Source organism: Jiangella alba (assembly GCF_900106035.1).
In the GTDB taxonomy this organism is placed as follows: domain Bacteria; phylum Actinomycetota; class Actinomycetes; order Jiangellales; family Jiangellaceae; genus Jiangella; species Jiangella alba.
The window spans coordinates 1,064,127-1,086,468 of record NZ_FNUC01000004.1 but is presented as its reverse complement, the minus strand read 5'-3'; the positions used below and the strand labels follow the sequence as shown (position 1 = coordinate 1,086,468).

At 67.8% G+C, this 22,342-nt stretch carries 27 protein-coding genes and 1 tRNA gene; 22 read left to right on the top strand and 6 right to left on the bottom strand.

Annotation, left to right across the window (positions count from 1 at the left end; genetic code table 11):
- The first annotated feature begins 89 nt into the window (after positions 1–89).
- The 3 genes from BLV02_RS22910 to BLV02_RS22900 all read left to right on the top strand — a co-directional run bounded on the left by BLV02_RS22910 (position 90) and on the right by BLV02_RS22900 (position 1,782).
- Positions 90–617 carry an RsbRD N-terminal domain-containing protein gene (locus BLV02_RS22910; protein ID WP_069109442.1) on the top strand — a complete coding sequence of 176 codons (528 nt, stop codon included), beginning with the start codon at positions 90–92 and terminating at the stop codon, positions 615–617.
- Positions 618–649: 32 nt separating this feature from the next.
- On the top strand, positions 650–1,276 hold the full coding sequence (locus tag BLV02_RS22905; protein ID WP_069109443.1) for a PucR family transcriptional regulator: 627 nt from the start codon (positions 650–652) through the stop codon (positions 1,274–1,276).
- 68 nt (positions 1,277–1,344) lie between these two features.
- On the top strand, positions 1,345–1,782 hold the full coding sequence (locus tag BLV02_RS22900) for a VOC family protein (RefSeq protein ID WP_069109444.1): 438 nt from the start codon (positions 1,345–1,347) through the stop codon (positions 1,780–1,782).
- Here the strand turns inward: BLV02_RS22900 and BLV02_RS22895 are convergent.
- The 3 genes from BLV02_RS22895 to BLV02_RS22885 all read right to left on the bottom strand — a co-directional run bounded on the left by BLV02_RS22895 (position 1,779) and on the right by BLV02_RS22885 (position 3,958).
- Positions 1,779–2,552, bottom strand: a complete 774-nt coding sequence (locus BLV02_RS22895; RefSeq protein ID WP_069109445.1) for a hypothetical protein — start codon at positions 2,550–2,552, stop codon at positions 1,779–1,781. The genes BLV02_RS22900 and BLV02_RS22895 overlap by 4 nt on opposite strands.
- 78 nt (positions 2,553–2,630) lie before the next feature.
- Positions 2,631–3,581, bottom strand: coding sequence for a nucleotidyltransferase domain-containing protein (locus tag BLV02_RS22890; RefSeq protein WP_069109446.1), 951 nt, complete (start codon positions 3,579–3,581; stop codon positions 2,631–2,633).
- 8 nt (positions 3,582–3,589) lie between these two features.
- Positions 3,590–3,958 (bottom strand): VOC family protein, encoded by a 369-nt coding sequence (locus tag BLV02_RS22885; RefSeq protein ID WP_069109447.1) that lies wholly within the window; start codon positions 3,956–3,958, stop codon positions 3,590–3,592.
- A gap of 79 nt (positions 3,959–4,037) precedes the next feature.
- Here BLV02_RS22885 and BLV02_RS22880 point away from each other — a divergent pair, with 79 nt between their 5' ends.
- From BLV02_RS22880 to BLV02_RS22845, 9 genes are all read left to right on the top strand, one after another.
- A complete protein-coding gene (locus BLV02_RS22880; protein ID WP_069109644.1) occupies positions 4,038–4,478 on the top strand; it encodes an HIT family protein in 441 nt (146 codons plus the stop codon).
- Positions 4,479–4,832: 354 nt separating this feature from the next.
- The gene (locus tag BLV02_RS22875) at positions 4,833–5,384 is read left to right on the top strand and encodes a hypothetical protein (protein ID WP_069109448.1); all 552 of its coding nucleotides are present in this window, start codon (positions 4,833–4,835) and stop codon (positions 5,382–5,384) included.
- On the top strand, positions 5,381–5,695 hold the full coding sequence (locus tag BLV02_RS22870; protein ID WP_069109449.1) for a hypothetical protein: 315 nt from the start codon (positions 5,381–5,383) through the stop codon (positions 5,693–5,695). Before BLV02_RS22875 ends, BLV02_RS22870 begins: the two co-directional genes overlap by 4 nt.
- Positions 5,696–5,861: 166 nt before the next feature.
- The gene (locus BLV02_RS22865; RefSeq protein WP_069109450.1) at positions 5,862–6,212 is read left to right on the top strand and encodes a type II toxin-antitoxin system RelE/ParE family toxin; all 351 of its coding nucleotides are present in this window, start codon (positions 5,862–5,864) and stop codon (positions 6,210–6,212) included.
- 10 nt (positions 6,213–6,222) lie between these two features.
- Positions 6,223–6,564, top strand: a complete 342-nt coding sequence (locus BLV02_RS22860) for a helix-turn-helix domain-containing protein (RefSeq protein WP_069109451.1) — start codon at positions 6,223–6,225, stop codon at positions 6,562–6,564.
- A 20-nt stretch (positions 6,565–6,584) separates the two neighbouring features.
- Positions 6,585–7,256 (top strand): hypothetical protein, encoded by a 672-nt coding sequence (locus BLV02_RS22855; RefSeq protein ID WP_069109452.1) that lies wholly within the window; start codon positions 6,585–6,587, stop codon positions 7,254–7,256.
- Between the two features lie 2 nt (positions 7,257–7,258).
- Entirely contained in the window at positions 7,259–8,362 is a 1,104-nt protein-coding gene (locus tag BLV02_RS38625; RefSeq protein ID WP_074946609.1) for an XRE family transcriptional regulator, read from the top strand.
- A gap of 1,269 nt (positions 8,363–9,631) precedes the next feature.
- Positions 9,632–10,444: an Ntn hydrolase family protein gene (locus BLV02_RS35840; protein ID WP_141711386.1), complete on the top strand. Its 813-nt coding sequence runs from the start codon at positions 9,632–9,634 to the stop codon at positions 10,442–10,444.
- Positions 10,445–10,447: 3 nt separating this feature from the next.
- Positions 10,448–11,938 carry a serine/threonine protein kinase gene (locus tag BLV02_RS22845; RefSeq protein ID WP_074946607.1) on the top strand — a complete coding sequence of 497 codons (1,491 nt, stop codon included), beginning with the start codon at positions 10,448–10,450 and terminating at the stop codon, positions 11,936–11,938.
- A gap of 27 nt (positions 11,939–11,965) precedes the next feature.
- On the opposite strand, the gene BLV02_RS22840 is transcribed toward BLV02_RS22845, so the two are convergent.
- Complete coding sequence (locus tag BLV02_RS22840; protein ID WP_069109454.1) at positions 11,966–12,631, bottom strand: YdcF family protein; 666 nt, start codon at positions 12,629–12,631, stop codon at positions 11,966–11,968.
- 17 nt (positions 12,632–12,648) lie between these two features.
- A complete protein-coding gene (locus tag BLV02_RS22835) occupies positions 12,649–13,416 on the bottom strand; it encodes a GntR family transcriptional regulator (protein ID WP_069109455.1) in 768 nt (255 codons plus the stop codon).
- Between the two features lie 162 nt (positions 13,417–13,578).
- Between BLV02_RS22835 and BLV02_RS22830 the strand changes: the two genes are divergently transcribed.
- The 8 genes from BLV02_RS22830 to BLV02_RS22805 all read left to right on the top strand — a co-directional run bounded on the left by BLV02_RS22830 (position 13,579) and on the right by BLV02_RS22805 (position 19,676).
- Positions 13,579–14,058: a hypothetical protein gene (locus tag BLV02_RS22830; RefSeq protein WP_069109456.1), complete on the top strand. Its 480-nt coding sequence runs from the start codon at positions 13,579–13,581 to the stop codon at positions 14,056–14,058.
- Positions 14,058–14,591, top strand: coding sequence for a hypothetical protein (locus BLV02_RS22825; RefSeq protein WP_069109457.1), 534 nt, complete (start codon positions 14,058–14,060; stop codon positions 14,589–14,591). The genes BLV02_RS22830 and BLV02_RS22825 overlap by 1 nt, the downstream gene beginning before the upstream one ends.
- 85 nt (positions 14,592–14,676) lie before the next feature.
- Positions 14,677–14,841, top strand: coding sequence for a hypothetical protein (locus tag BLV02_RS36695; protein ID WP_171906644.1), 165 nt, complete (start codon positions 14,677–14,679; stop codon positions 14,839–14,841).
- Complete coding sequence (locus BLV02_RS35835) at positions 14,838–15,026, top strand: hypothetical protein (RefSeq protein WP_141711387.1); 189 nt, start codon at positions 14,838–14,840, stop codon at positions 15,024–15,026. Before BLV02_RS36695 ends, BLV02_RS35835 begins: the two co-directional genes overlap by 4 nt.
- Positions 15,027–15,252: 226 nt before the next feature.
- Positions 15,253–16,665 (top strand): hypothetical protein, encoded by a 1,413-nt coding sequence (locus BLV02_RS22820; protein WP_141711388.1) that lies wholly within the window; start codon positions 15,253–15,255, stop codon positions 16,663–16,665.
- A 56-nt stretch (positions 16,666–16,721) separates the two neighbouring features.
- The gene (locus BLV02_RS22815) at positions 16,722–18,209 is read left to right on the top strand and encodes a replication initiator (RefSeq protein WP_176986537.1); all 1,488 of its coding nucleotides are present in this window, start codon (positions 16,722–16,724) and stop codon (positions 18,207–18,209) included.
- A gap of 19 nt (positions 18,210–18,228) precedes the next feature.
- The gene (locus BLV02_RS22810) at positions 18,229–18,459 is read left to right on the top strand and encodes a helix-turn-helix domain-containing protein (protein WP_069109459.1); all 231 of its coding nucleotides are present in this window, start codon (positions 18,229–18,231) and stop codon (positions 18,457–18,459) included.
- Positions 18,459–19,676, top strand: a complete 1,218-nt coding sequence (locus BLV02_RS22805) for a tyrosine-type recombinase/integrase (protein WP_069109460.1) — start codon at positions 18,459–18,461, stop codon at positions 19,674–19,676. Before BLV02_RS22810 ends, BLV02_RS22805 begins: the two co-directional genes overlap by 1 nt.
- 81 nt (positions 19,677–19,757) lie before the next feature.
- On the opposite strand, the gene BLV02_RS22800 is transcribed toward BLV02_RS22805, so the two are convergent.
- A tRNA-Ser gene (locus tag BLV02_RS22800) sits at positions 19,758–19,848 on the bottom strand.
- Positions 19,849–19,928: 80 nt separating this feature from the next.
- Between BLV02_RS22800 and BLV02_RS22795 the strand changes: the two genes are divergently transcribed.
- Positions 19,929–20,582 carry a phosphoribosyltransferase gene (locus BLV02_RS22795; protein ID WP_069109461.1) on the top strand — a complete coding sequence of 218 codons (654 nt, stop codon included), beginning with the start codon at positions 19,929–19,931 and terminating at the stop codon, positions 20,580–20,582.
- A gap of 164 nt (positions 20,583–20,746) precedes the next feature.
- On the top strand, positions 20,747–22,342 hold the full coding sequence (locus BLV02_RS22790; RefSeq protein ID WP_069109462.1) for an LCP family protein: 1,596 nt from the start codon (positions 20,747–20,749) through the stop codon (positions 22,340–22,342).

The window sequence follows — 22,342 nt, the reverse complement described above, 5'->3', positions numbered from 1 at the left end:
CGGTCGCCGACGTCTGCTGGGGTGCCATGTTGTCCACAATCTGCCCGTCGCTCTATGGGGTATCTCCGGAAGTTGTCACACTACGTTTTGTGGATCTGACACAACGGGCCGAGCTCCTCCTCAGCCGCGTCCCCGACGTGGCGCAGTCGCTCGTCGGCGACGTCTGGGAACGGCTGCCCGGCTACGACGACGCCCGCATGGACCTCGACGACCTCGTCGGCGTCGTCACACCCAACCTGCGCGCGCTGCTGGTCGCGGTCGCCGGGAACCGCGGCCTGCGGCCGGACGAGGTGACGCCGGCGGCGCAACTGGGTGAACGGCGGGCCGTCCAGGGCGTGCCGATCGAGGGCGTCGTCGCGTCGTGGCACTCGGCCGAGCGGCGGCTGCTGGACCAACTGGTCGCCGCCGGCCCGCCGATGCCGCCGGACGAGTACACGCGGCTGGCCCGGCTGCTGGCCGGCGCGGTCGACGTCATGGTCGCCGTGTCGACGGAGGCGTACCGGCGCACGCGCAGCGAAGCGGCGGCGCACCTCGACCAGATCGCGACCGACCTGGTGTCGCGGCTGGCCGGCGGCGAACCGCTGGACCCGGCGCACGTCGAGGAACGGCCCGGTTGATCGGCGTTGCCGCGCAGGTCCCCCATCGCGCCGTGGCGGTGGGTGGGGCGGGCGACGATCCGTTGCAGGTGGCGCGGGCGCAGCGGGAGATCGTCGACGTGCTGCGGCCGCGGCTGCGGTCGCGGATCCTGGTCGGCTCGAAGGACGCGACGATCCTGCTGGTGCTGCCGGACCTGCCGGGGCTCGGCGACATGCTGTCGCGGGCAGCGCGGCGACCGGGCATGGCGGCGGGGACGGTCATCGGGCTGGGCGAGCCGCGGGACCGGCTGGGTGAGGCGGCCGCGTCCTGCCGTGAGGCCGTGGCGGCGCTGGAGGCCGGCCGGCGGGCCGGGCTGGACCGCGTCGTCGTCCCGTTCGACCAGGTCATCGCGGACGTCATGCTGATCGACAACCCGCTGGACGCGCGCCGGCTGGCGGCCCGGGCGTTGCAGCCGCTGGCCGGGCAGGGGCAGCTCGTCGACACCGTCCGGGCGTATCTGGCGACCGGGCTGTCGGTGCGGCGGACGGCCGAGCGACTGGAGGTGCACGAGAACACCGTCTCGTACCGGCTGCGCCGGGTGTCGTCGCTGCTGGACCTGGCCGGTCCGGAGCAGCTGATCCGGGCCGACCTGCTGCTCGCGCTGCGCGCCGTCGACCTCGGATTGTACGCGGCGCCGTGAGGTCCCATTCGTCCAAGCGGGGGCGGCCGCCGCGGGTCTAGCGTGGATCGGGCCGGAAGGAGAGACTCATGGCCACCGTCACCCCGTATCTCTGTGCCAAGGACACCGCGGCCGCGCTCGAGTTCTACGCGGCGGCGTTCGGCGCGGTCGAGACCAGCCGCTGGACCGACCCCGCCGCGGGCACCGTCGGGCACGCCGAGTTCACCGTGCAGGGCGCCCGCGTCATGATCGCCGACGAGTGGCCCGACGGCGGCGTGTACGCGCCCACGCCGGGGCGTTCGTCCGTGTCGCTCGTGCTCGAGGTCGACGACGTCGACGGCCTGTTCGAGCGCGCGGTCGCGGCCGGTGCCACCGTCGACCGTCCGGTCACCGACTCGCCGCACGGCCGCGGCGGCTGGCTGTTCGACCCGTACGGGCACCGCTGGCACCTCACCGCGCCGTCGCCGCCGGACGTGTCGAAGTCCGAGCTGCAGCGCGCCGTCGGCGACGACTACGTGATCAGCTAGTAGCCCGCGGCCTGCAGCGCGGCGTCGATGGCCCGCGCGACGTCGACGATCTCGGCGCCACCGCTGGCAAGGCTGGCCGACACCGACACCGAGACGTCGTCGCGGCGCCAGGCGACCTGCAGGTTCGACGGCGCGCCGAGCGCCTCCCACGCCTCCGTCCCGAGCCCGTCGACGGTCTCGGCGGCGCCGAGCGCGCCGGCGGCGCCCACCCAGTCGTCGAACGTCGAGACGTTGAGCACCAGCTCGCCGCCGGCGCCGGTCCAGCCGCAGGACGGCCCGAACTCGGCCGGGTCGGACAGGTCCTCGGGCGCCGGGGCGGGTCCGACCAGCGTGGCGATGGCGTCGGCGCCCAGCGTGCAGGCGTCGATCGGCTGGGCGACCGGCGGCGGCGCGTCGCCGTCACCGTCGTCGCCGCCGGGGTCGGGCTGCTCCCCGCCGCCGGTGTCGCCGTCGGCTGGTGCTCCTGCGGCGTCGCCGCCCCCGTCCGTGCCGCCGGTGCCGCCGTCGGCCGGATCACCGGCCGGTGGCTCGCCGCCGTCGTCGACGGGTGCCTCGGGCGCCTCGGGTGCGTCGGGTGCGGCCTGCGGGTCGTCGGTGGCGGCCGGTGTGGCCTCCGCGCTTCCCGGCACCCCCGGCGTCGAATCCCACGCCGGCGTCGGCGTCGACTCACCGCTCGCGGCGTCGTCGTCACCGCCACCACACCCGGCCAGGACGCCGGCGGACAGAATCAGGGCAGCCGCTGCCGCGGACCGCTTGGACGAAGTGATCACCTGCGGAAACCTCTCGTGAGCACATCGAAGCGATCCGACCCTAGCAACATCCCCGATGGGGGCGTATGTCCGATTCGGTCACAATCGGGCCAGGGTCCGCAGGGCGCCGACGGCGGCGCGGACGCCCGCGTCCGGTGGTGGGCGCATCCAGGTGTACGCCGAGCGCGGGAAGCGGCGATGGTAGAGGCCGGCGTAGGCGAGCTGGTTGTCGCGCGCGTTCTGTTCGGGGGTGACGTCCTCGCCGACGAGCTGCCGGGCCTCATAGGAGAGGGCGATGCGGTCGGCCAGCCATTCCGGGACGTCCACGGGTGGTGTGGGATGCGCGTGCGCCGCGGTGAGCAGCCGGTCGGCGAACGCGGGGTCGCCGTGGCGGTGGGCGCGGGCCTCGAAGAGCGTCCAGTACCGCCCGAGCGAGCCGGCCCGCTCGCCCCAGCGTTCGGTCGCGACCTCGGCGATCGCGGTCGCGGCCTGCCGGACGGCGATCCAGGCGGCGGTGGCGTCGTCGTCCGCCCGCCGCTCGGCGTCGGCGAGCGACCGTCGCGCCGTCGCGAGCCACGCCTCCACCCGGCGGCCGACGACGGCCTCGTCGAAGCGCCGGCGGGCCGACAGCTCCAGCAGCGCCGACGCGACGCCGTCGTCGTCGCGGGCCGGGCGGCCGCCGTAGACCTTGTCGAGGCCGTGCAGCCAGCGGTGATCGTCCATGCGCCCCGCCGGATCTTCCCCCAGCTCGCCCGCGTCGAACGTCAGCCGCCCCGCGTCGACGGCCGTGTAGATGCCGCTGGTCCCCCACATCTCGCTCAGCTGGTACGCGCACTGGTCGACCTCGGCGGCCAGCTCCGCGACCGGCCGGCCGGCGCCGACGACGATGAGGTCGAGATCGCTGAGCGGCCAGTGCTCGCCGCGCCCGAAGCTGCCGCCGAGCACCACCCCGGCCACTCCCGGGATCGCACCCACCGCCGTCGCCGCCTCCTCCGCGCGGGCCGCCAGGCGGGTGCGCCAGTGCCGCAGCCGCGGATCGGTCTCCTGCACGTGCGGCCTCAGCTCAGCCGGGTGCGGAGCAGGCAGAACTCGTTGCCCTCCGGATCGGCCAGCACATGCCACGACTCCTCTCCCGTCTGCCCGACGTCGGCCGGGCGTGCCCCGAGGGCCAGCAGCCGCTCCAGCTCCGCGTCCTGGTCGCGGTCCGTGGGGTTGACGTCGAAGTGCAGCCGCAGCGGACCCAGCTCGGGATCGGAGCTCGCGCTGAAGATCATGGTCGGCTGCAACCCGCCGAACCCCTCCCGCGGCCCGATCTCCACCCCGTCCTCGGTGTCGAGGACGACGTAGTCGAGCACCTCGCACCAGAACGCCGCCAGCCCCTGCGGGTCTCGGCACTTGACGATGAGTTCCGACATGCGGCACGCCATGGCGTCACGCTACAAGCCCCCCACGCTCGTCGGGCCGGTCCCGCACCTGGGCGTACGCGATGGTCGGTACCGTTCGCGGATGCCGATCCAGGTCCCGATCGACGACCCGTGCGCGTTCTGCGAGTACCTGGCTGGTCGAAGGCCCTACACCATCATCGGCAGAGACGCTCTGACCGCGGTGCTGGTGACGCGTGAACAGCGAGGGCGTGGCCACGTGCTGGTCATCCCGGTCGACCACCACGAAACGATCATCGACGTTCCGACGCACGTGGCCGAAGCGCTCATGCGGAGCGTGCAACGGTGGGCGGCCGCGGTCGCTCGTGCGCACAGCGCCGAGGGCGTGGCCGTGTGGCAGAACAACGGGGTTCCAGCACATCAGTCAGTGCCGCATGTCCACTTTCACGTGGCGGCGACCCTTGCTGAAGGCGGAACACACTGGGACGGCGTGCCGACATTGTCGATCCGGGAGACCGACGCCATCGCTGCGGCGTTGCTCGCGAAGCTGGACGCGCGCCCCTGAGCCCGGACGCACGTCGGGCCGGTCCTGGTGGGACCGGCCCTCTGCGTTGGTGCTGGTGGGGCGGAGGCGGCGGGATTTGAACCCGCGAGAGGGTTTGAGCCCTCAACCCGCTTAGCAGGCTTGCCACCGCCCGTTCGGGGCCGTTCATCGGCGTCTGCTGCCGTGGTGAGCGTGGGGTGCTCATACCCGCCGAACGTGGCTGAACGACCCCAACTGAGACGGAAACTGAGACGAACGCGGTCGGCGCGTGGTCCGCCGCTACGGGTGGTCGACCTCATCCCTTAGTCGCCCCCGGCCGGTGCGTGAACACCGGACCGGGGACTTGATCCCACCTGAGCTACCCAGGAGAGACCCGTGGTCACTGTACCGAAGCCGAAGAAGCGAGAGATCATCACCCGCGCACCGTTCATCCATCACGACGTTGGAGAGGTCGTGGTCTTCCATGACGAGGAAGGCCCGACCATCGACGTGGTCGTGAAGCCGGAGGGCAGCGAGCAGTACGCGCACTTCGCCATCACCGCCATCGAGGCGCACCAGCTGGCCGATGAGATGCATCGCCTCGGCACCATCGCGCAGCGGGCCGGCTGGACACCCACGATCCTGTCCGACGCGCGGGTGTATCTGCCGGGCATGACTGACGAGCAGATCATCGAGCGTCTGGACCGGCTCTACCAGCGTCGCGGTGGGCTCGTGATTGGGTTCCGCGGCCGGCTCGATCGTGCCGCTGGCCGAGCACTCGCCCTCGAAGTTCACATGGAGACGCTGGACCGCTCCGTCCGGCTGGTCGAGGAGCATGCGGAGACGTTCTCCGGGGTTCCGGAGCTGGCGGACCGGTTGAGCGAACTGCGCGCGTCGCTGGAGGACGTGCGCCAGCTGTACATCGCTGAGCAGGAGCGCCAGCCGTGACCGGGCTGACCGGCCGCAATGCGGCGTGCTCGGTGAAGTGGTGCGACGAGACCGGCATGCACGCGGTGCACCGCAAGTACCTTGCGTCAGTCAAGGGCGGGATCAACGGTGCCGGCGTGGTCGGCGTCAACGTTGCTCAACGCGTCCAGCCGCGGGCGTCTGTGTGTGTCGAGCTGACTGTGACTACCCCATGGGCGTCGACGGCCGGCTACCTGCTGGCGACGCCGAGCGTGCCCGACATCGCAGCGGCGCTGTCCGAGGCCGCCGACCGGGCGACCGAGCTGGACGGAACCCGTGAACGGCGTGACTGACTGCTAGCGGCTCCGCAAGGGCGGCCGGCTCGTTGCCTCAGATTCCCCGATGCCGGGACGAGCGACGAGCCGGCCGCCGTGAGCGGTCCATCGGAAGGGTGGCTTGGCGATGACCGTGAGCTGACGGGACATACCGCCTGCCTACTAGAAGTTGTGAGGTATATTGATGGATGCCTGGGTGATTCACGAACACCCTGACGTCGCCAGATGGTTGGAGGGCCTGACTGGAACGACCGCGGTGACTGTCGCCGCAGCTCTTGACCGCCTGGCTGAGGACGGGCCGGCGCTGGGTAGGCCGACGGTGGACAGCATCAAGGGCAGCCGGCACCACAACATGAAGGAGCTGCGTGCGCGCACGGTACGGATCTTGTTCGTGTTCGATCCACGGCGCGCCGCCATCCTCCTGGTGGCTGGCGACAAGCGAGGTGAGTGGGAACGCTGGTACAAGGCGTCCATCCCGCTCGCAGACGACCGATACGACGAGTGGCTGACCATGCTCGACGAGGGCAAGGCATAGGGGGCGAGAGATGACTCAGGAGATCGAGACCACGACCGATACTGCGCGCTGGCCGACGTGGGCGGAGACCCGCGCGAAGCTGAACCTCGACGAGGCCGCCGTTGCTCAGGCCCGTGCCGAACTGGAGGCGGAAGAGGCCGCGTACCGCCTGGCGGAGATCCGGCGCGAGCAGCACCGCACCCAGACCGACGTCGCTCGCGACATGGGCGTCAGCCAGAAGCGCGTCAGCGAGATCGAACGCGGCGATCTCACCCGCACCGAGGTCGACACCATCAGCCGCTACGTCGCAGCCCTCGGCGGCCGCATCCGCATCGTCGCTGACTTCCCGGGCCACAGCATCACCGTGCGCTGACCTGTGCCTGAGTACTAACGGTGACGCGGCCCATCCTGGTGCCTGCAGCGCGGCGCGCCGACCAGCAGCCGTGTGACATTACGTGGCATATTATGCAGATGGGGTCCTACAGCGACAGCGTCCGCGCTCTGCAGAACATCATCAAGCCCGTCTTCGATGCCTTAACCAAGGGTCTCGAAGCCGCCGCGCAACAGCATCTCGATAGTGGCTTCGCACGGGGCGACGATCCTCACTACTTCTCGCACACGGCACGGCGCGTTGCGTCGAAGGAGCTGGGCAACCTGGGGATCACAGCCACCAACGAGTCCAGCGGCCGGCCGCTACTCTCACTCTCTGGGATCTTGATCACCCACAACGGCCTGGCCGTGAGGGTGCTTCGCTCGCCGTACAAGGAAGGCACGCGCAGCCATCTGATCCCACCGCCGGGGCGCTCCGCGCGGCGGCAGGCCTTCTGGCGGCAGATGCCGGCGTTGTCGGACTTCCATACGGACAACCACCTCCTTCTCTGGACTGATGACGAGAGTCGCCTTCTCGACCCCATGACGCTGGTCCGCCCGCTAGGCGGCGACTACCGCCGGGACAGCGTCATCGTGGACTGGGCCGGGCCTCTCTCGCGTGGCATGAGTATGCTCCGTGCGGCCGACCTTGACGAGTTGCGGCCCAGTTACAAGTCCGACCAGCTAGAGGGATAGAAGTGATCTTCGGCGAGCGAGTTAGGCAGTTGCGCGAGATGCACGGCCTAACACAACTTGGGCTCGTCGACAGGATGCCCGACCTGACGCAGTCGCAGCTTTCGAGGATTGAAAAGGGCCTAAGCCAGCCTGACGGCGAGACAACTGCACTCCTGGCGGCAACGCTGGGCGTCACCGTTGATTTCTTTACTCGCGACCCAACGCCTGAATTAGCAGGTCACTCGCCGCAACTTAGATCCCGTAGCCGACTCACCCAACGGTCGAAGGCTTCGGCGCTCCAATGGGCACGGCTCATTCATGAGGAACATAAGCGCATGCGCGCACACGGAAGCGCAATTCCGGTACGCCTAGAGTCAGCGTACGGACTGTCTCCACAGGAAGCTGCGCGCGCGATGCGGGAGATAATGGGATTCACGCCTAATCAACCACTTCCTTATCTTGTTCTTGCAATCGAACGAACCGGGGTTACGATCCTAGGCTTGCCGCTCGCCGAGAATTCACTCGATGCTTTCTGCGCCTGGTACGAGAAGGAACCCCTAATCGGGCTCTTGGACGGTGTCCCTGGTGACCGCCTCCGTTTTAGCGTGGCCCACGAACTTGGACATTTGCTGTTGCACAAGGACCGGGCGGCGGGAAGAGACATTGAGGCGGAAGCAGATCTATTCGCAGCTGAATTGTTAACGCCTCTTCACGCGCTCGCAGGTGAGATGCCGAAGCGACTGACGCTGAGTGGGCTTGCGATGCTTAAGACCAGGTGGGGCGTCTCGATTAAAAGTCTGGTGCGACGCGCGCGAGAGCTCGGAGTGATTGATCAGGAACGAGCGACGGGGCTCTATCGCCAAATCAGTGCGCGTGGTTGGAACCGCGCAGAACCAGGTCACGTGCCGCGCGAAAAGCCAAGGTCATTGCGTAAACTAATGGAGATCGCATATGGCCCCGCGTTGCAAATTGAGACATTCTCAGCGGCTGCTGGATGGTCATATGAGCTCGCGACTGCGGTGCTCTCGCAGCATGCAACTTCAGAAGAGCTTCCATTCGAGTCGCCAGCCCCAAGAAGGCTTCCATCGAATGTCGTGGACTTCAATCAGGCAAGACGCAGAGCCTGATTATGAGGCTAGTCGTATGACATTAACCGCCTCCCCGTCGAGGCCGGCAAGCAGACTCCAACGCCCGCTAGTTCCTGTTAAGCGGCTGCTATCGAGATCAGGGAACTTCGTATGTTGAGCTACGCCGAGGTGGTGAGTAGCTTCGCCCTCGCGACGGCCGTCGCAAGCCTGGGGTGGCAGGTCATTCGAGCGAGGGCTGAGCGTCCTGCTGTCGCAGTAAGCCTGGGGATTAATCATATGTGGACGAATAAAAGTCCCGATTACCAGGTGCGGGTAACGGTAGCGAATTCGGGTGGTCGCGCAGTGACGCTAATTGATCTGGACTGGGAGTATCCGGGTACCACGCCCATCCAGATTTCCTTCTGGGGTGATAGGGTTCAAGGTCCGGAGCTTCCATATAGACTAGAACCGTACGATGCCGTTAGATGGACGTTTCCGAGTTCGTTTATTGAAGAGATCCTGGATGCAAATAGGCCGGTCAGCGCGCTAGCCATTTATCAGTCGAGGCCTAATCGTCGAGGTATGTTGCGTCGCTTGAATCGCGGTCCCTCACGGGCTGTGTCAAGAGCTGTTGTTCTGAATCACGAGACTGCATGGCCTCCGCATGTTCCGCACTCCGAGTCCGGCCCTGTGTGATCAACTGATTCAGGCTTGGTCGGCAAGGACTGCGACTGCGAGCACGTTGCTCACCCTGAGGCGTCGTCCTCATAGCTGCCAGGTCGTTGGCTGGAGCGGAGCGTGTCAAGGGTCGCGTAGCGATCACGTCGTGACGCCGCAGGCGCCCTTGACGTGTGAAGCGGAGGCCAAAAGAATGGCTGCTAAGAGGACGACGCCGCCGCGGCAATGGTGCAGGAGTGGCCGAGCGGATCACGTCGGGTGCCTGCCGGCCGCCGGGGCCCGGAACGGCCGCCAGGCCGCATGCCCGGCCCGGCGGCCGGAGGGCACGGCGCGCGTAGCGCGCCGCTTGATCCTCAATAGCTCAGTCCGGCAATGCACGGCGCGGACTTCGTGGCAAGGCATGGCAATGGCGTCAGTGACTCTGGTATCGGGCGATGAATGCGATGCCACGGACCGGGGACCAATGCTTGCGGCGGAACGTTGGTGGGTGACGCCGGCAGCGCCTCAGCAGGGCTGGACGATCCCGGACGGACGCGCGCACCAACGTGGACCTGAAGCATCCGTGGGACCGTTCATTCCTAGATGAGCCGTTGGCGGTGTATTTGCGCTAGATTACGCGGTCTGAGGGGTGCATAACTCAAGGAGCCATCTGTGACACTGCTAACCGTCTTTCTGCGACGCGTACTCTCGCATTACGAGCTGGTGATTGCCTCCGACAGTCGATTGAGTGGTGGTCAGGCATTGGATCACGCACAGAAGGTCTTTCAACTTGGCCGATCGGATGCATTGATAGCGTTCGCCGGTGACACTCAATGGGCGTACCCACTCTTGATGCAGATGCAGAGGGCTATTGAGAACTACCCGTTTAGCTCCAGTCGCCGCCTTCCGCTTTCCAAGTTAAAGGGTCACACGTTGCGTGTTTTTCAACAAACCTATGACGCCATCCACTCCTTGCCAGTGGGTCAGCGCCACCCAGATAAGCCAGACAACTACTTCTTGCTCGGGGGTTATGATTGGCAAGACGATAAATTCAAGGCGTGGAGGCTGGCGTTCGACGCGGGGAATCGACGCTTCATCTTCCGCCGACTGCTGGGCGCCAACGAATCGAAATTCTTCTTCTCCGGAGATAATAAGCAAGCGGTCGTGGACGCCATTAGGCGAACAAGGGTGCTACTGCGAGAGCGTGATCGCGATGGCAATAATATCGACATGGAGCCATTCGAGATCCTGTGCGAGATCACAGGGGATGAGCGCTACCCAGGTATCGGCGGGGTCCCTCAGATTGGGAAAGTATATAAACACTTGAATACACAGCTTTTCCAGTTGATGTGGAGTTGCAATGGCGTATCAACTCCGCACTTCGCTGGCCGACCCTTGCAGCAAGGAGAGAGGAACAGCTTACCTATATTCGATCCCGCGAAGGGATTCTACTCGGTGCGAGAGATGACCGCACTAGAGGACTAACACATGGGGGTTTCCATGGGGCTGCCAAAGCACTGGCCGAGAGTCGCCGGAGGTGCGCTGAACGAGTCTGGCCAGGCGTGGGTCTATGAGGTCTCAAGGCGTGGGGAAGCCGGACGTAGCTACGCGCTGAAGCGCCTCAAGAACCCCGCCCGGCGCGAGCGCTTCAGACGCGAAGTCGAGACGATGGCTAGGCTCGCGGATCACGCCTTGCCTGTGCCGCCCATAGTCGATCAAGACCTGGCGATCGAGCGGCCGTGGTTTGTGATGCCGTGGTACACGGAGGGCTCGTTGCAGAAATTCGTCGGGCCGGAAGCCGAAGCGCTAGGTGTAAAAGATGGCATCGACCTCGTCCGCGATGTGGCCGCGGCCCTTCGTGCCTTGCACGAGCGAGGCTACGCGCATCGTGACGTAAAGCCATCGAATATTCTGCTTGACGGTCGCAAGCCGCTCTTGGCGGACTTTGGGCTTTGCCTGAAAATCGAGGAGAGCGTTCGGTTAACAGCGCCCGCCGAGGCGATTGGTTCACGGCTTTACATAGCACCCGAGAACGAATCGGGAATCGCCGATGGGATTGATCAGCGACCTGCTGACTTCTATGCATGGGCGAAGTTCGCCTGGGCGATTCTCGCGGCCACGAATCCACCGGCTCGTGAGGCGCAGATTGAACGGCGATATCGGATCGAGAGCGTGACTGGAGTGCCGCTGTTAGTGGGTTTGAATGAGCTATTCGCGCAGCTGTTAGATACCGATCCTCGCGCCCGGCTCGCCGATTGGTCCGTCGTTCTGCATGAGCTGGATACTATTTCCAAAATGCTTTCTGGGGCCTCGGAACTGCCAGCGCATCAGGATCGACAGGACCTTGCCGAGGCTTTGGCCGTGGCCTCACGCTTAGCTGAGCGCCGCAGCGCAGATGCTCGCCGTGCCGAAGCGGATCGAACGAGGAGACTGCGGGCGCGCGTCGATGATATCGGAACCATGATGCACCGCAGTCTAGATGAGCTCCTGCACGGCGATTTGATGCGCCTCAGCGAGGCAAGTGGCGGTGAGCTTGGTATCGACGTTTCTAGCGCTGGGTCCCCAATGTCGCAACTAATCGACTCGGGTGACGTCGACTTCTTGCAAGATCGGAAGGTTGAGCCGTTCAGTCTGGCGGCTAATTCGCCCGCTCTTGTGGCGATAGCTTGGCGGAGTGCGCCTGGATCACACCTAGACTCGCATGTCTATCTCGGAATCTATCTTATTGCTGATGGCGATCGAGTTTCTTTCGTGAGACTGCCTGTGATCTATGGTCGTGGAGAGCAGGCGATTCGGGTCCGGGAGTTGATCCCGGGGACGATTGCTGAAGATGGGCCGTACCCCTTGGAGCTCGCTAGCGCCGAGGCCGCCGCCCTTGCCTTCACGCAAGCGACCGCCGTTGTGGGGCGCCGGTTGGTTACGCGGTTTATGGAATTTGTAGATGCGGACTCTGATCCGTTTGACCTTGATCACTGGTAGGCCGAATAGGCTCTGCGGCGCATGTAACTAGGTCACTAAGCGGGAGTCGAATCCTAGGCGAATTAAGTGCTCGTACGCGCGCTGGATCGATGCGGGTATGGGCTGCGGAAGGGCGTAGGCGCGTTCGGCGTAGAGGGTGATGCGTTGGGTGTCGCCGACGAGCATGTTGATGACGCGGTCGTCGTCGTTGATGGTGTCGAGGTAGTTGCGGAAGGTCTGCGGTTGGGATGAGCAGATGACGTCGACGTCGGGCCATTGCTTGCGGCAGGTGGCGTAGGCGCGGCGCTGTTGGTAGGGCCGGGTGATGAGCGTGACCGCCTGTGGCGTGATGCCGTGCTCGGCGAGTAGCTGGCGAGTGAAGATTAAGTTCTCGGCGGTGTTCGTGGCTCGTGGCTCGATCAGGATCGCGTCGGCCGGGACGCCGAGTTCGACGGCTCGTCGGGCGTAGTGGACGGCTTCGCCGTCGGGGTACAGGTCGATAGTGGTGGGGGCGTTGGCGCCGGTGAACACGATGAGCGGGAACATGCCGCGGTGGTAGAGGTCGGCGGTGTGGTCGGGCACTCCGGGGTCGTGGCTGCCGAGGCCGATGCCGACGTCGGTGGGGCGCAGCTCGTGGTGCAGCTGGTGGTAGTCCCAGAGGATTTGCGCGTCCGCCAGGACGTGGTCGGGCAGTCCAGGTCGGTCAGCGCTCATCGTCGTCAGTTACCCACTTAGTCGGGGATCTTGAACGTGTAGCTCCAGGAGAACCGCGACGCCGAGTGCACGCCGCGTGCGAACTCGACCACCTTGCCACTCTCGGTGGTGGTGTGGCGTTGAAGGATCATGACCGGCTCGCCGGCCGGCAGCTCCAGCGTCTCGCGTTCGTCCGGCGTGGGCATGCGAGCGTAGAAGGTCTCGGCGATCTCGTGCGGCTCCAGGCCCTGCAATGTCAGGACGGCGAATCCACCGCCTCGGCCGGCGGGTCCGGGCGTCGGGTCGACGATGGGCGTTCCCTCGACGTCCTCGGGCCGGTAGTAGCTGGCGAGAGTGTGGGTGGGCGTCCCGTCGTCCTTCACGAGCCTTGCGCGCTCGTAGACCGTCGACCCGACCGGCACGGACAGGGCGGTTGCAGTCTCCTGGTCGGCAGGGACCTGCCGGACCGTCTGTGTCTGATCGGTCCATTTCCACGGCCGGCCCGACGCCTCACGGTCGGCAGCGAAGGCGACGAGGTTGCCGAACTTCCACTTGCTCTTGGCGTACCGCTCCGCGCCGAGGCGCTGCATCGGAGGCCGGATGCGAACGACGGTGCCGCGCCGGCGGACAGGCGTCACCAGTCCTTCCGCAGCCAGAAGTGAGACGGCGTTACGGACCGTCTTCACGTTGACGTCGTGCTCGGCGGCTAGCTCGTCCTGCTTGGGCAGCGTCGAGCCCTCGGGATAGTCACCCTGCAAGATCGCCGCTCGGAGCATGTCTGCCAGCTCGCGGTAGCCGGTGGCCATGGCGTCACCTCCAGCCGATAACGGTACCTCTACTCATCGTCCGCGCGACAGGCGGGCTATAGAGCTACCTCTATTGACATCTGCGATGACGAGATGTTCTATAGAGCTACCCCTATCGGTCAAGGGTGGTCGTGACCGCCCAGAGGAAGCAAGGAGCAGGGCATGGCACTACAGCGAGGGCACCGATTCCCGGTGGAGTTCGGTGAGGCGTTCCCGCGGGGTCTGGTGTTGGTCGGTGAGATCGAACCGGATCTGGAGTACCAGTCGCAGGAAGAGAGGGCGCGGGGCAAGGAGCAGCGGCAGCTCATGGACGAGGTGACGGGGCTGCGGCAGTGGCGGGCGACGGTGACGGATCCGGATGAGCAGAAGGCGAAGCGGGCGTCCTTCGAGGTGATCTTCACCGCCGAGGTCCAGCCGGCGCCGTTGCCGGATGAGGTCTTGCCGGGGATGCGCCCGGTGGAGCTGGTTGGGTTGACGGCGTCGCCGAAGGTGATGGGTCAGGGCGAGTTCAAGTTCCTCGGGTACGAGTACCGCGCGACCGGCGTCAAAGCACCCGGCAGCGGTGAGGCTCCGCGTCCGGCCGGACGGTCCGAGGGGTCGGCGCAGGAGCCGGTCAAGGCCGGCGAGAAGAAGGTCGGCTGATGGCGGCCGCGACAGTGCAGGCGCCGTCGGATGTGTATCGGGCGGCGGACTGGCTGGCCGAGCGGCATCCGTGGGTGCGGCAGCTGGTCGAGCGGATCGCCGGGCGGATCGACGTGCACCCGGACTGGCCGGACACCGTCGCTGGGGCCGTGAACGGGCATCTGGCGCACTCGGCGGCGTGGGCGGAGTACGAAGACCGCTACCCGCCGCCGGACGACGATGCGGCGTTCTGGGAGTGGCAGGCCCAAGGTCCGCAGGCGTCTCGCGAGGTGCAGGCGTACGGCGTCATGTCGAGCGGTGAGAAGAACCTGGTCCGCCTGGTCGCCACGCTCGGTGGCCGGGTGGCGTGGTCGCCGATGGATGTGTCGTTCGACCAGCGCGGCGCCGCGGTTCTCGCGGACTGGCTCGCCGTCGTGCACGCGCAACTGCCGGCGTGGGTGTACCCGGCCGCGTCTGATGACGCCCTGGTGGTGCAGCTGGCCGCGGTGAGCGACGCCACCAACGGTGAAGGAGTGGCCGCGCTCTCGCGATGAGTCCCCACCGGGGACGGGTTCATGGCCTAGACAACCGCCCGTCCCCGGTGGCCCCAATCAACACCCCCGAATGGAGGGGATTGGTGTGTCCCAACCTACCTCGTGGCGACTCCCGCTCGCCGTCTACGCAGCCGTGGCGGTTGCGCTGCTGATCGTCGCCCCGTGGGTCGTCGCGACCGTCGACGCCGACCTGGACCGCACGTTCGAGCGCGACATGGCGCAGCCGGACCGATGTGGTGAGCGGGCATGAACGGCGACCCGGTCCTGTTCGGTGTGCTCCCGCACGACCTCACCGCGACGGCCTACCTGTTCCGCTGCCCGTCCTGTGGGCGTCACCTGGCTCCCGAGCCCGAAACGCCGTGCAAGGGCTGCACGAAGCCGTCTCGCCGGCCCGCCCGCACCAGCACGCGGCGACGGACGAAGGCGACGTCGTGATCACGGCTCTCGTGGACTGCTCGCGCTGCCCGCGCCTCGTGACCGTGGCGCAGGCGTGGTTCTACCCGGCTACCGGTGAACGGTTGTGTCCTGGCTGCCACGCCGCCGCGCACGCCCGCCACGTGGCGCTGACGACTTCGCGCACCTCTGAGGCGACCTCGATGCATCGAACGAACGCGACGACGCCTGAACGGGGCGTCCCGAGCCCGGCTGGGAGGTGGGCGTCATGATGTGGCTCCTCAAAGTCGTGACGGGTGTCTGGCTGCTCCAGCTGGCGTGGCGCTTCAAGCGCGCCCTGGCCGCCGCAGCGCTCGTCGTGTTCGTCTTCGCTGCCTACGGCTGGGCCGGCCTGCTGGTCCTGGTGGTGTGTCCGCCGCTGCTGGCGCTCGCGTGGCGGTGGGTGCACCCCTGGTCGTACTGGCGGTTCGTCGGCTGGCTGGTCGCCCGGCACCGCCTCCGCACCGTCTACGGGCTGCGCTGGGTCGAGGTGATGCAGTCGTGCGGCCTGCACCGCCCGCTCCCGGGTCGCCCCGGCGAGTTCGCGACACCCCGGCTCGTGCAGGTGACTGAGAGTCCGGTCGGCGACGTCCTGCACGTGCGGCTGCTCACCGGGCAGGAGCCCGGCGACTTCGAGTGCCAAGCCGCGGAACTCGCCCACGCCCTCAATGCCCCGGCCGTCCGGGTCACCTCGACCGGTCCCGGCCTGGTCGACCTGACATTGGTCGAGCGTGACGTGCTCGCTGACGGTGTCGTGTTGGACGACGTCGACCCGGTGACGGACCTCCGCGCGGTGCGGTTCGCCGTCGGCGAGGACGGGGCATGGCGGACCCGTGACTACGCGAACATCGCTGCCGAGGTCGGCGGTGGAGTCCCCGGCAGTGGGAAGACCGCAGGTGAGACCTCGTTGGCGTGCGGGCTGATCCAGAACCCGGCCGTGCAATACGTCGTCATCGACGGCAAAGGCGGCGAGGACTGGTCCTGGAACACCCCGCGCGCGGCTGCCTACACGAACGAGGACGAAGACCTGAACGTCGTGCTCGACCTGGTCGAGTCCGTGCACCAGCTGATGCGCGCCCGGCTGAAGACGCAGAAGACCCAGCGGGGACAGGCGAACTTCTGGAACCTCCCGCTCGACCCAGCCCACCCGGTCGTGTTCCTGGTCGTGGACGAGGTGCAGACGTTCACCGACGCCAAGGGCATGGACAAGGACACCAAGACCGTAGCGGCCACGATCACGGCGCGGTTGTCGGCGCTGGTGAAGAAGGGCCGCTCCGCCGGCATCATCACCCGCCTGTTGACCCAGAAGCCCACCTCGGATGCGATCCCGACCGCGATCCGCGACAACGCCTCCGTGCGCACGGCCTGGCGGGTGCTGTCCGACGACGCCGCAGAAGCGATCCTCGGCCCGGTCGTCCGCGGCTCGGCCGTGTCGCCGGTCGACATACCCGCCGGCATGCCCGGTGTCGCCGTGGTCGCCGACGCCGGCGGACAGCTCGAACGCGTCCGCTTTCCCTACATCGACGAGCACACCGCCGAACAGATCGCCACCCGCACCGCAGACCTCCGCCGCGACCTGACCGACCTCACCAGCCCCACGCCCGCCGACAAGGCGCCCGCGGACGAGGAGGCATCGGCATGACGGCCCTGCCAAGCGACGCGACCATGCGCGAGCTCGCAGCTTCTGAGCGGGTGTGCGTGCGGCCGATCCTGCAACACGTCACCGATACCCTCACCGGCGCATCGCGGACGGTGGTGATCCGGTGCGGGGCCACCCGCGCCAAAGTGTGCCCGTCTTGTGCGGACGCGGCTCGTCGGTTGCGGATTCAGCAGTGCCGCGAGGGCTGGCACCTCACCGAGGACCCACCCAAGCCCGAACCCGACCCTGACGGCGCAGAGGGCGACGCCGTCGACCAGGCCGACGAGGATGACGAGTCCGGGCGTCGGGTGCGGTCGACTCGGCGGCGTCAGGACGCGCCGGACCTGCCGCGGTTGGCGGTGTCGGACCGGACGACTGGGCGGGTGTTCACCTCGCCGGATGGGAAGACGTATCGGCCGTCGATGTTCGTGACGCTCACCTTGCCGTCGTACGGGCGCGTCACGGGTGAGGGTGTGCCGGTCGACCCGGCCTCGTATGACTACCGGCGGGCGGCGCTGGATGCGATGCACTTCCCGAAGCTGGTGGACCGGTTCTGGCAGAACCTGCGCCGCGCTACCGGCTACTCGGTGCAGTACTTCGCCACCGTCGAACCCCAACGCCGTCTCGCCCCGCACTTGCACGCCGCGATCCGCGGAGCCGTCCCGCGCAAGCTGGTCAAGCAGGTGGTGGCGGCGACGTACCACCAGGTGTGGTGGCCCAGCGTCGGCGAACCCGTCTACACCGGCCCGGACGAGCTTCCGGTGTGGGACGAACTGGCCCAGGCCTACGCCGACCCGACGACGGGCGCGGTCTTGCCGTCGTGGGATGAGGCGCTGGACGCCATCGACGACGACCCCGACGCGACGCCGGCACACGTCATCCGGGCCGGGACCCAGGTCGACATCCAGGGCGTCATCGCCGGGACACCGCTCGCGGACCGGGTCATCGGCTACCTCACCAAGTACCTGACCAAGTCGATCACTGACCCGCTCCACGACGACAGCGACGGCGAGGCACCCGTGTCGGCGGCGAGGCGCGCGCACATTGACCGGATCGCAGGCGAAGTCCGGTGGCTTCCGTGCTCGCCGACGTGCGCAAACTGGCTGCGCTACGGCGTCCAACCCAAGGACGCGAAGGGCGGGATGGAGCCGGGCCGCTGCGGGTCCAAGGCGCACGACCGGGACCACCTCGGCCTCGGCGGCCGCCGCGTCCTCGTGTCCCGGCGGTGGACCGGGAAGACCCTCGACGACCACCGCGCGGACCGTGCCTCCGTCGTCCGCGCCGTCCTGGCCGAAGCCGGGATCGAGATGGACGACCACGACGAGCTTTCGGTAACCGCCGCTCGGCCCGACGGCCTGCCCCGCTACGTGTGGACCACCACCAAGCCCGGCGACCTCGACGCACCGACCTACGCCCGGCTCATCGCCCACGCCATCGCGCAGAAACACCGCTGGCGAACCCAGTACGAGGACGCCAAGACGCGCGCCGGACCCCAGGCGCTCGGTGTTTCGGCAACTGCAAGGCCTGCCGCTGCCCCGGCGGCGTGACATGGAAGGAACAGCCCGCATGAACGACGACGAGACGCTGATCGAACTGCGATCAGCCGGTGACGTCCTGACCATCGAGGAAGCCGCACGCTATCTCCGCATCGGACGGACCACCATGTACGCCCTGGTCATGGGCGGAGACATCCGCTCCATCAAGATCGGCTACCTGCGGCGCGTGCCGCTGGAGTGCCTGCGCGAGTACGTCGCCGACCAGCTGAGCCGTGCCGAAGCCGCGGGACAGGTCGCGTGATGGCCACCCGCAGACCCAACGGCGCATCGAGCATCTACCTCGGGAAGGACGGCGACTGGCACGGCCGCGTCACCGTCGGCATCAAAGACGACGGCTCGCCGGACCGCCGCCACGTGCAACGCAAGACCGAAGCCGAGGTCATCGCCGCGGTCCGCAAGCTCGAACGCGACCGCGACACCGGCAAGGTTCGTAAGGCCGGCCAGCGATGGACCGTCGAGAAGTGGCTCACGCACTGGATCGAGAACATCGCCGTTCCGCCGACCATTGGCCACAACACACACGCGGGCTACCTGACTGACGTGAAGGTCCATCTGATCCCCGGCATCGGGAAGCACCGGCTCGAACGCCTCGCACCGGAACACCTGGAGAAGCTCTACCTCAAGATCCAGGTCGAGAAGGGCCGCAAGCCCGGCACGGCTCACCACGTGCACCGGACGATCCGACTGGCCCTGAACGTGGCCTTGAAGCGCGGGTACCTGACAGCGAACCCGGCGAGTCTGGCGAAGGCTCCATCGCTGGAAGAACCCGAGGTCGAACCGTACGAGGTCGAGGAGACTCGACGACTGCTGAAGCTGGCCATGGAGCGCCGGAACGGTACGCGGTGGGCGATCGCGCTCGCGCTGGGTCTTCGTCAGGGCGAAGCGCTAGGCCTGAAGTGGTCACACGTCGACCTGAAGACCGGGACCCTGCGGGTTCGGCGAAGTGCCCTTCGGCCGCGATACGCGCACGGGTGCAGCGGATCGTGCGGGAAGAAGAGGGCCGGCGACTGCCCGAACCGCAAGCGCGTCAACCCGGAGACGAAGGAGACCAAGTCCCGCGCCGGCCGTCGAGAGGTCGGTGTTCCGGCTGAGCTGATGAAGCTTCTTGAAGACCACCGCCGCCAGCAGGACCGGGAACGTCGCGAGGCCGGCGACGCCTGGCACGACGAGGATCGGGTGTTCGCGAAGCCGGACGGCCGGGCGTTGGTGCCGTCGACGGACTATCACGAGTGGAAGCGGCTGCTGAAGGCCGCGGGTGTCCGTGACGGTCGGCTGCATGACGCACGTCACACTGCCGCCACCGCTCTGTTGATCCTCGGCGTGCCCGAGCGCACCGTCATGTCCATCATGGGATGGTCGACGACAGCTATGGCCGCTCGCTATCAGCATGTCGTCGACTCGATCCGGCGCGCTGTTGCTGAGCAGGTCGACGGGCTGCTGTGGAGGCCGGACGAATGACAACTGAGACGAAAACTGAGACGGGAGCCGCTTCGGGCCGGTCCTGTCTCGGACCGGCCCTCGGCATCCTTGCTGGTGGGGCGGAGGCGGCGGGATTTGAACCCGCGAGAGGGTTTGAGCCCTCAACCCGCTTAGCAGGCGGGCGCCATAAACCGGGCTAGGCGACGCCTCCATGCCCGTTGGAGCACTGGGTGCAACACCGGGCGACGCAAGGCTACCGTTCCGGCGGCGGAGACGGCAAAGTCGGGTGGTGTGAGATCGCGCGGGCGGGGCTGGCGGGATCGTCGCGAGGCTGGTGAACGGCTGGGGGCGGCGGTCCTGGAGCGGCTCGGCGACGCCGGGGAGGTGCTGGTGCTGGGGTTGCCGCGCGGGGGCGTGGCGGTTGCGGCGCCGGTGGCCGCGGCGCTGCACGGCGAGCTGGACCTGCTGGTGGTGCGCAAGGCGGGCGTGCCGTGGCAGCCGGAGCTGGCGCTGGGGGCGGTGACGGCGTCGGGGCATCGGGTGGTGAACGACGCGGTGGTGAGCGGCGTGCAGCTGCCGCCGGCCGAGCTGGAGCAGGTGTTCCGCCGGGCGCAGGAGGAGGCGGAGGAGAAGGAGCGCCTGCTGCGCGGCGACCGCCCGCCGCCGCGGCTGGAGGGGCGGACGGTGGTGCTGGTGGACGACGGCATCGCGACGGGGGCGACGGTGCGCGCGGCGACGGAGCTGCTGGTGACGGCGCGCCCACGGCCGGGTCAGGTGGTCGTCGCGGTGCCGGTGGGGCCGAGGGAGACGGTGGAGGAACTGGAGCGGGTGGCCGACGCTGTGGTGGTGCTGGAGCGGCCGTGGACGTTCCAGGCGGTCGGTGAGTGGTACGTCGATTTCACTCAGGTCCAGGACGCCGACGTCAGGGCGCTGCTGAAACCGTGACGGTGATCACGATGGCAACTTATGAGCCGGTTCGCGCGTCTTGTTACACAGGTGGTTGCGCGGAGGTCCGGCTGAGCCGGGCCGAGGTGTGATTATCCTGGCTTCGGCGAATAGAGCGGATCATGAGTGCTGACGACGTGAGAGCGAGGAGGGGTGACCGGCCGGTGCAACGCGCCCGACGAGCTCAAGGAGCTCGACGTTCTCGGCTGCAGACGCGCCGCGACCAGCGCAACCAGCGCTACGGTCGCTTCATCGGGCTCACCGCTCTCGGCTCGCTGATCCCCGGCACCGGGCTCATCGCCGCCGGCAAGCGCCGGCTTGGCACGACCGTCCTGGTCATCCTCGCCGCACTCGCCATCCTGGCGCTCGCCGTCGTCGTGCTGATCCCGCCGACGGAGCTGGCGTCGTACGGCGGCGACCGGCAGATGATGCTGATCCTCGGGACGGCGCTCGCGGCCGGCGCGGCGGCCTGGCTGCTCATCGCCGTCGGCAGCCACCGGTCGCTGGAGCCCGAGGGCCTGCCCGCCGGCAAGCGGCTGGCCGGCGCGCTCGTCGTCGTCCTCAGTGCGTCGGTGGTGGTCGCGCCGCTGGCGGTCGGCTCGCGGTACGCGTTCACGCAGCGCGACCTCGTCGGCAACATCTCGTCCAGCGGCGGCAGCAACACCACGCCCGACGTCGACGTGTCCGACCCGTGGGCCGACAAGCCGCGACTGAACGTGCTCTTCCTGGGCGGCGACGCCGGCGAGGGCCGCACCGGTCTTCGTCCGGACACCCAGATCGTCGCCAGCATCGACACCGAGACCGGCGCGACGACGATGATCTCGCTGCCGCGCAACCTGTCGCAGATCCCGTTCCCCGAGGGCACCCCGCTGGCCGAGGCGTACCCGAACGGCTTCACCGGCAGCGGCGACCCGCTCGAGTGGATGCTCAACGCCGTCTACGCCAACGTGCCGCGCGACCACCCCGACGTGTTCGAGGGCGTCGGCGACCCCGGTGCCGACGCCACGAAGTGGGCGGTCGAGGGCGCGCTGGGCATCGACGTCGACTACTTCATCATGGTCGACCTCGCCGGCTTCGAGGCCGTGGTCGACGCGCTCGGCGGCATCACCGTCAACGTGCCGCGTGACATCCCGTGGGGCAACAAGAGCCTCCCCGATGGCAGCTGCACCCAGGCCAACGGATACATCGAAGAGGGCGACGACCAGCTGCTCGACGGCTTCCACGCGCTCTGGTTCGCCCGCTCGCGCTGCGGCAGCGACGACTACGAGCGCATGGAGCGGCAGCGCTGCGTCATGAACGCCATCGTCGACAAGGCCGACCCGGCCACGCTGCTCAGCCAGTACCAGAGCCTGGCGTCGGCGGCCGGCGACATCATCACCTCCGACGTGCCGGCCGACCTGTTCCCGGCGCTGATCGAGCTGATGGTGAAGGTCCGCACCCAGCCGCTCGAGAGCCTGACGCTCGACAACGAGTTCTTCGGCAGCATGGGCACGACGTCCAGCGACCCCGACTACGACCAGCTGCACGCGCGCATCCAGGAGATCCTGGCCGGCACCCCCGCGACGCCCGACGCCGGTGAGACGACGCCGCCCGACGAGGACACCACCGAGGCGACCAGTCAGAACGCCAGCAGCGAGCGGTCCGGCGCCGACGTCCAGCAGGCCTCCGGTGAGGCCGAGGAGCCGGCCGACGAGCCCACCGACGGCGCGACGGACGAGCCCGCGGCCGACGAGCCGGTCGACGCCGGCTCGGTCTGCTGA

Excerpts from the sequence above, each read along its gene's own strand:
- BLV02_RS22835 (WP_069109455.1), bottom strand. The coding sequence starts at position 13,416 with ATGGCCACCGGCTACCGCGAGCTGGCAGACATGCTCCGAGCGGCGATC.
- BLV02_RS22900 (WP_069109444.1), top strand. The coding sequence starts at position 1,345 with ATGGCCACCGTCACCCCGTATCTCTGTGCCAAGGACACCGCGGCCGCG.
- BLV02_RS35835 (WP_141711387.1), top strand. The coding sequence starts at position 14,838 with ATGAACGGCGACCCGGTCCTGTTCGGTGTGCTCCCGCACGACCTCACC.
- BLV02_RS22820 (WP_141711388.1), top strand. The coding sequence starts at position 15,253 with ATGATGTGGCTCCTCAAAGTCGTGACGGGTGTCTGGCTGCTCCAGCTG.
- BLV02_RS22830 (WP_069109456.1), top strand. The coding sequence starts at position 13,579 with ATGGCACTACAGCGAGGGCACCGATTCCCGGTGGAGTTCGGTGAGGCG.
- BLV02_RS22845 (WP_074946607.1), top strand. The coding sequence starts at position 10,448 with ATGGGGGTTTCCATGGGGCTGCCAAAGCACTGGCCGAGAGTCGCCGGA.
- BLV02_RS22810 (WP_069109459.1), top strand. The coding sequence starts at position 18,229 with ATGAACGACGACGAGACGCTGATCGAACTGCGATCAGCCGGTGACGTC.
- BLV02_RS22885 (WP_069109447.1), bottom strand. The coding sequence starts at position 3,958 with ATGGCGTGCCGCATGTCGGAACTCATCGTCAAGTGCCGAGACCCGCAG.
- BLV02_RS22805 (WP_069109460.1), top strand. The coding sequence starts at position 18,459 with ATGGCCACCCGCAGACCCAACGGCGCATCGAGCATCTACCTCGGGAAG.
- BLV02_RS22840 (WP_069109454.1), bottom strand. The coding sequence starts at position 12,631 with ATGAGCGCTGACCGACCTGGACTGCCCGACCACGTCCTGGCGGACGCG.
- BLV02_RS22865 (WP_069109450.1), top strand. The coding sequence starts at position 5,862 with ATGGATGCCTGGGTGATTCACGAACACCCTGACGTCGCCAGATGGTTG.
- BLV02_RS22860 (WP_069109451.1), top strand. The coding sequence starts at position 6,223 with ATGACTCAGGAGATCGAGACCACGACCGATACTGCGCGCTGGCCGACG.
- BLV02_RS22825 (WP_069109457.1), top strand. The coding sequence starts at position 14,058 with ATGGCGGCCGCGACAGTGCAGGCGCCGTCGGATGTGTATCGGGCGGCG.
- BLV02_RS22880 (WP_069109644.1), top strand. The coding sequence starts at position 4,038 with ATGCCGATCCAGGTCCCGATCGACGACCCGTGCGCGTTCTGCGAGTAC.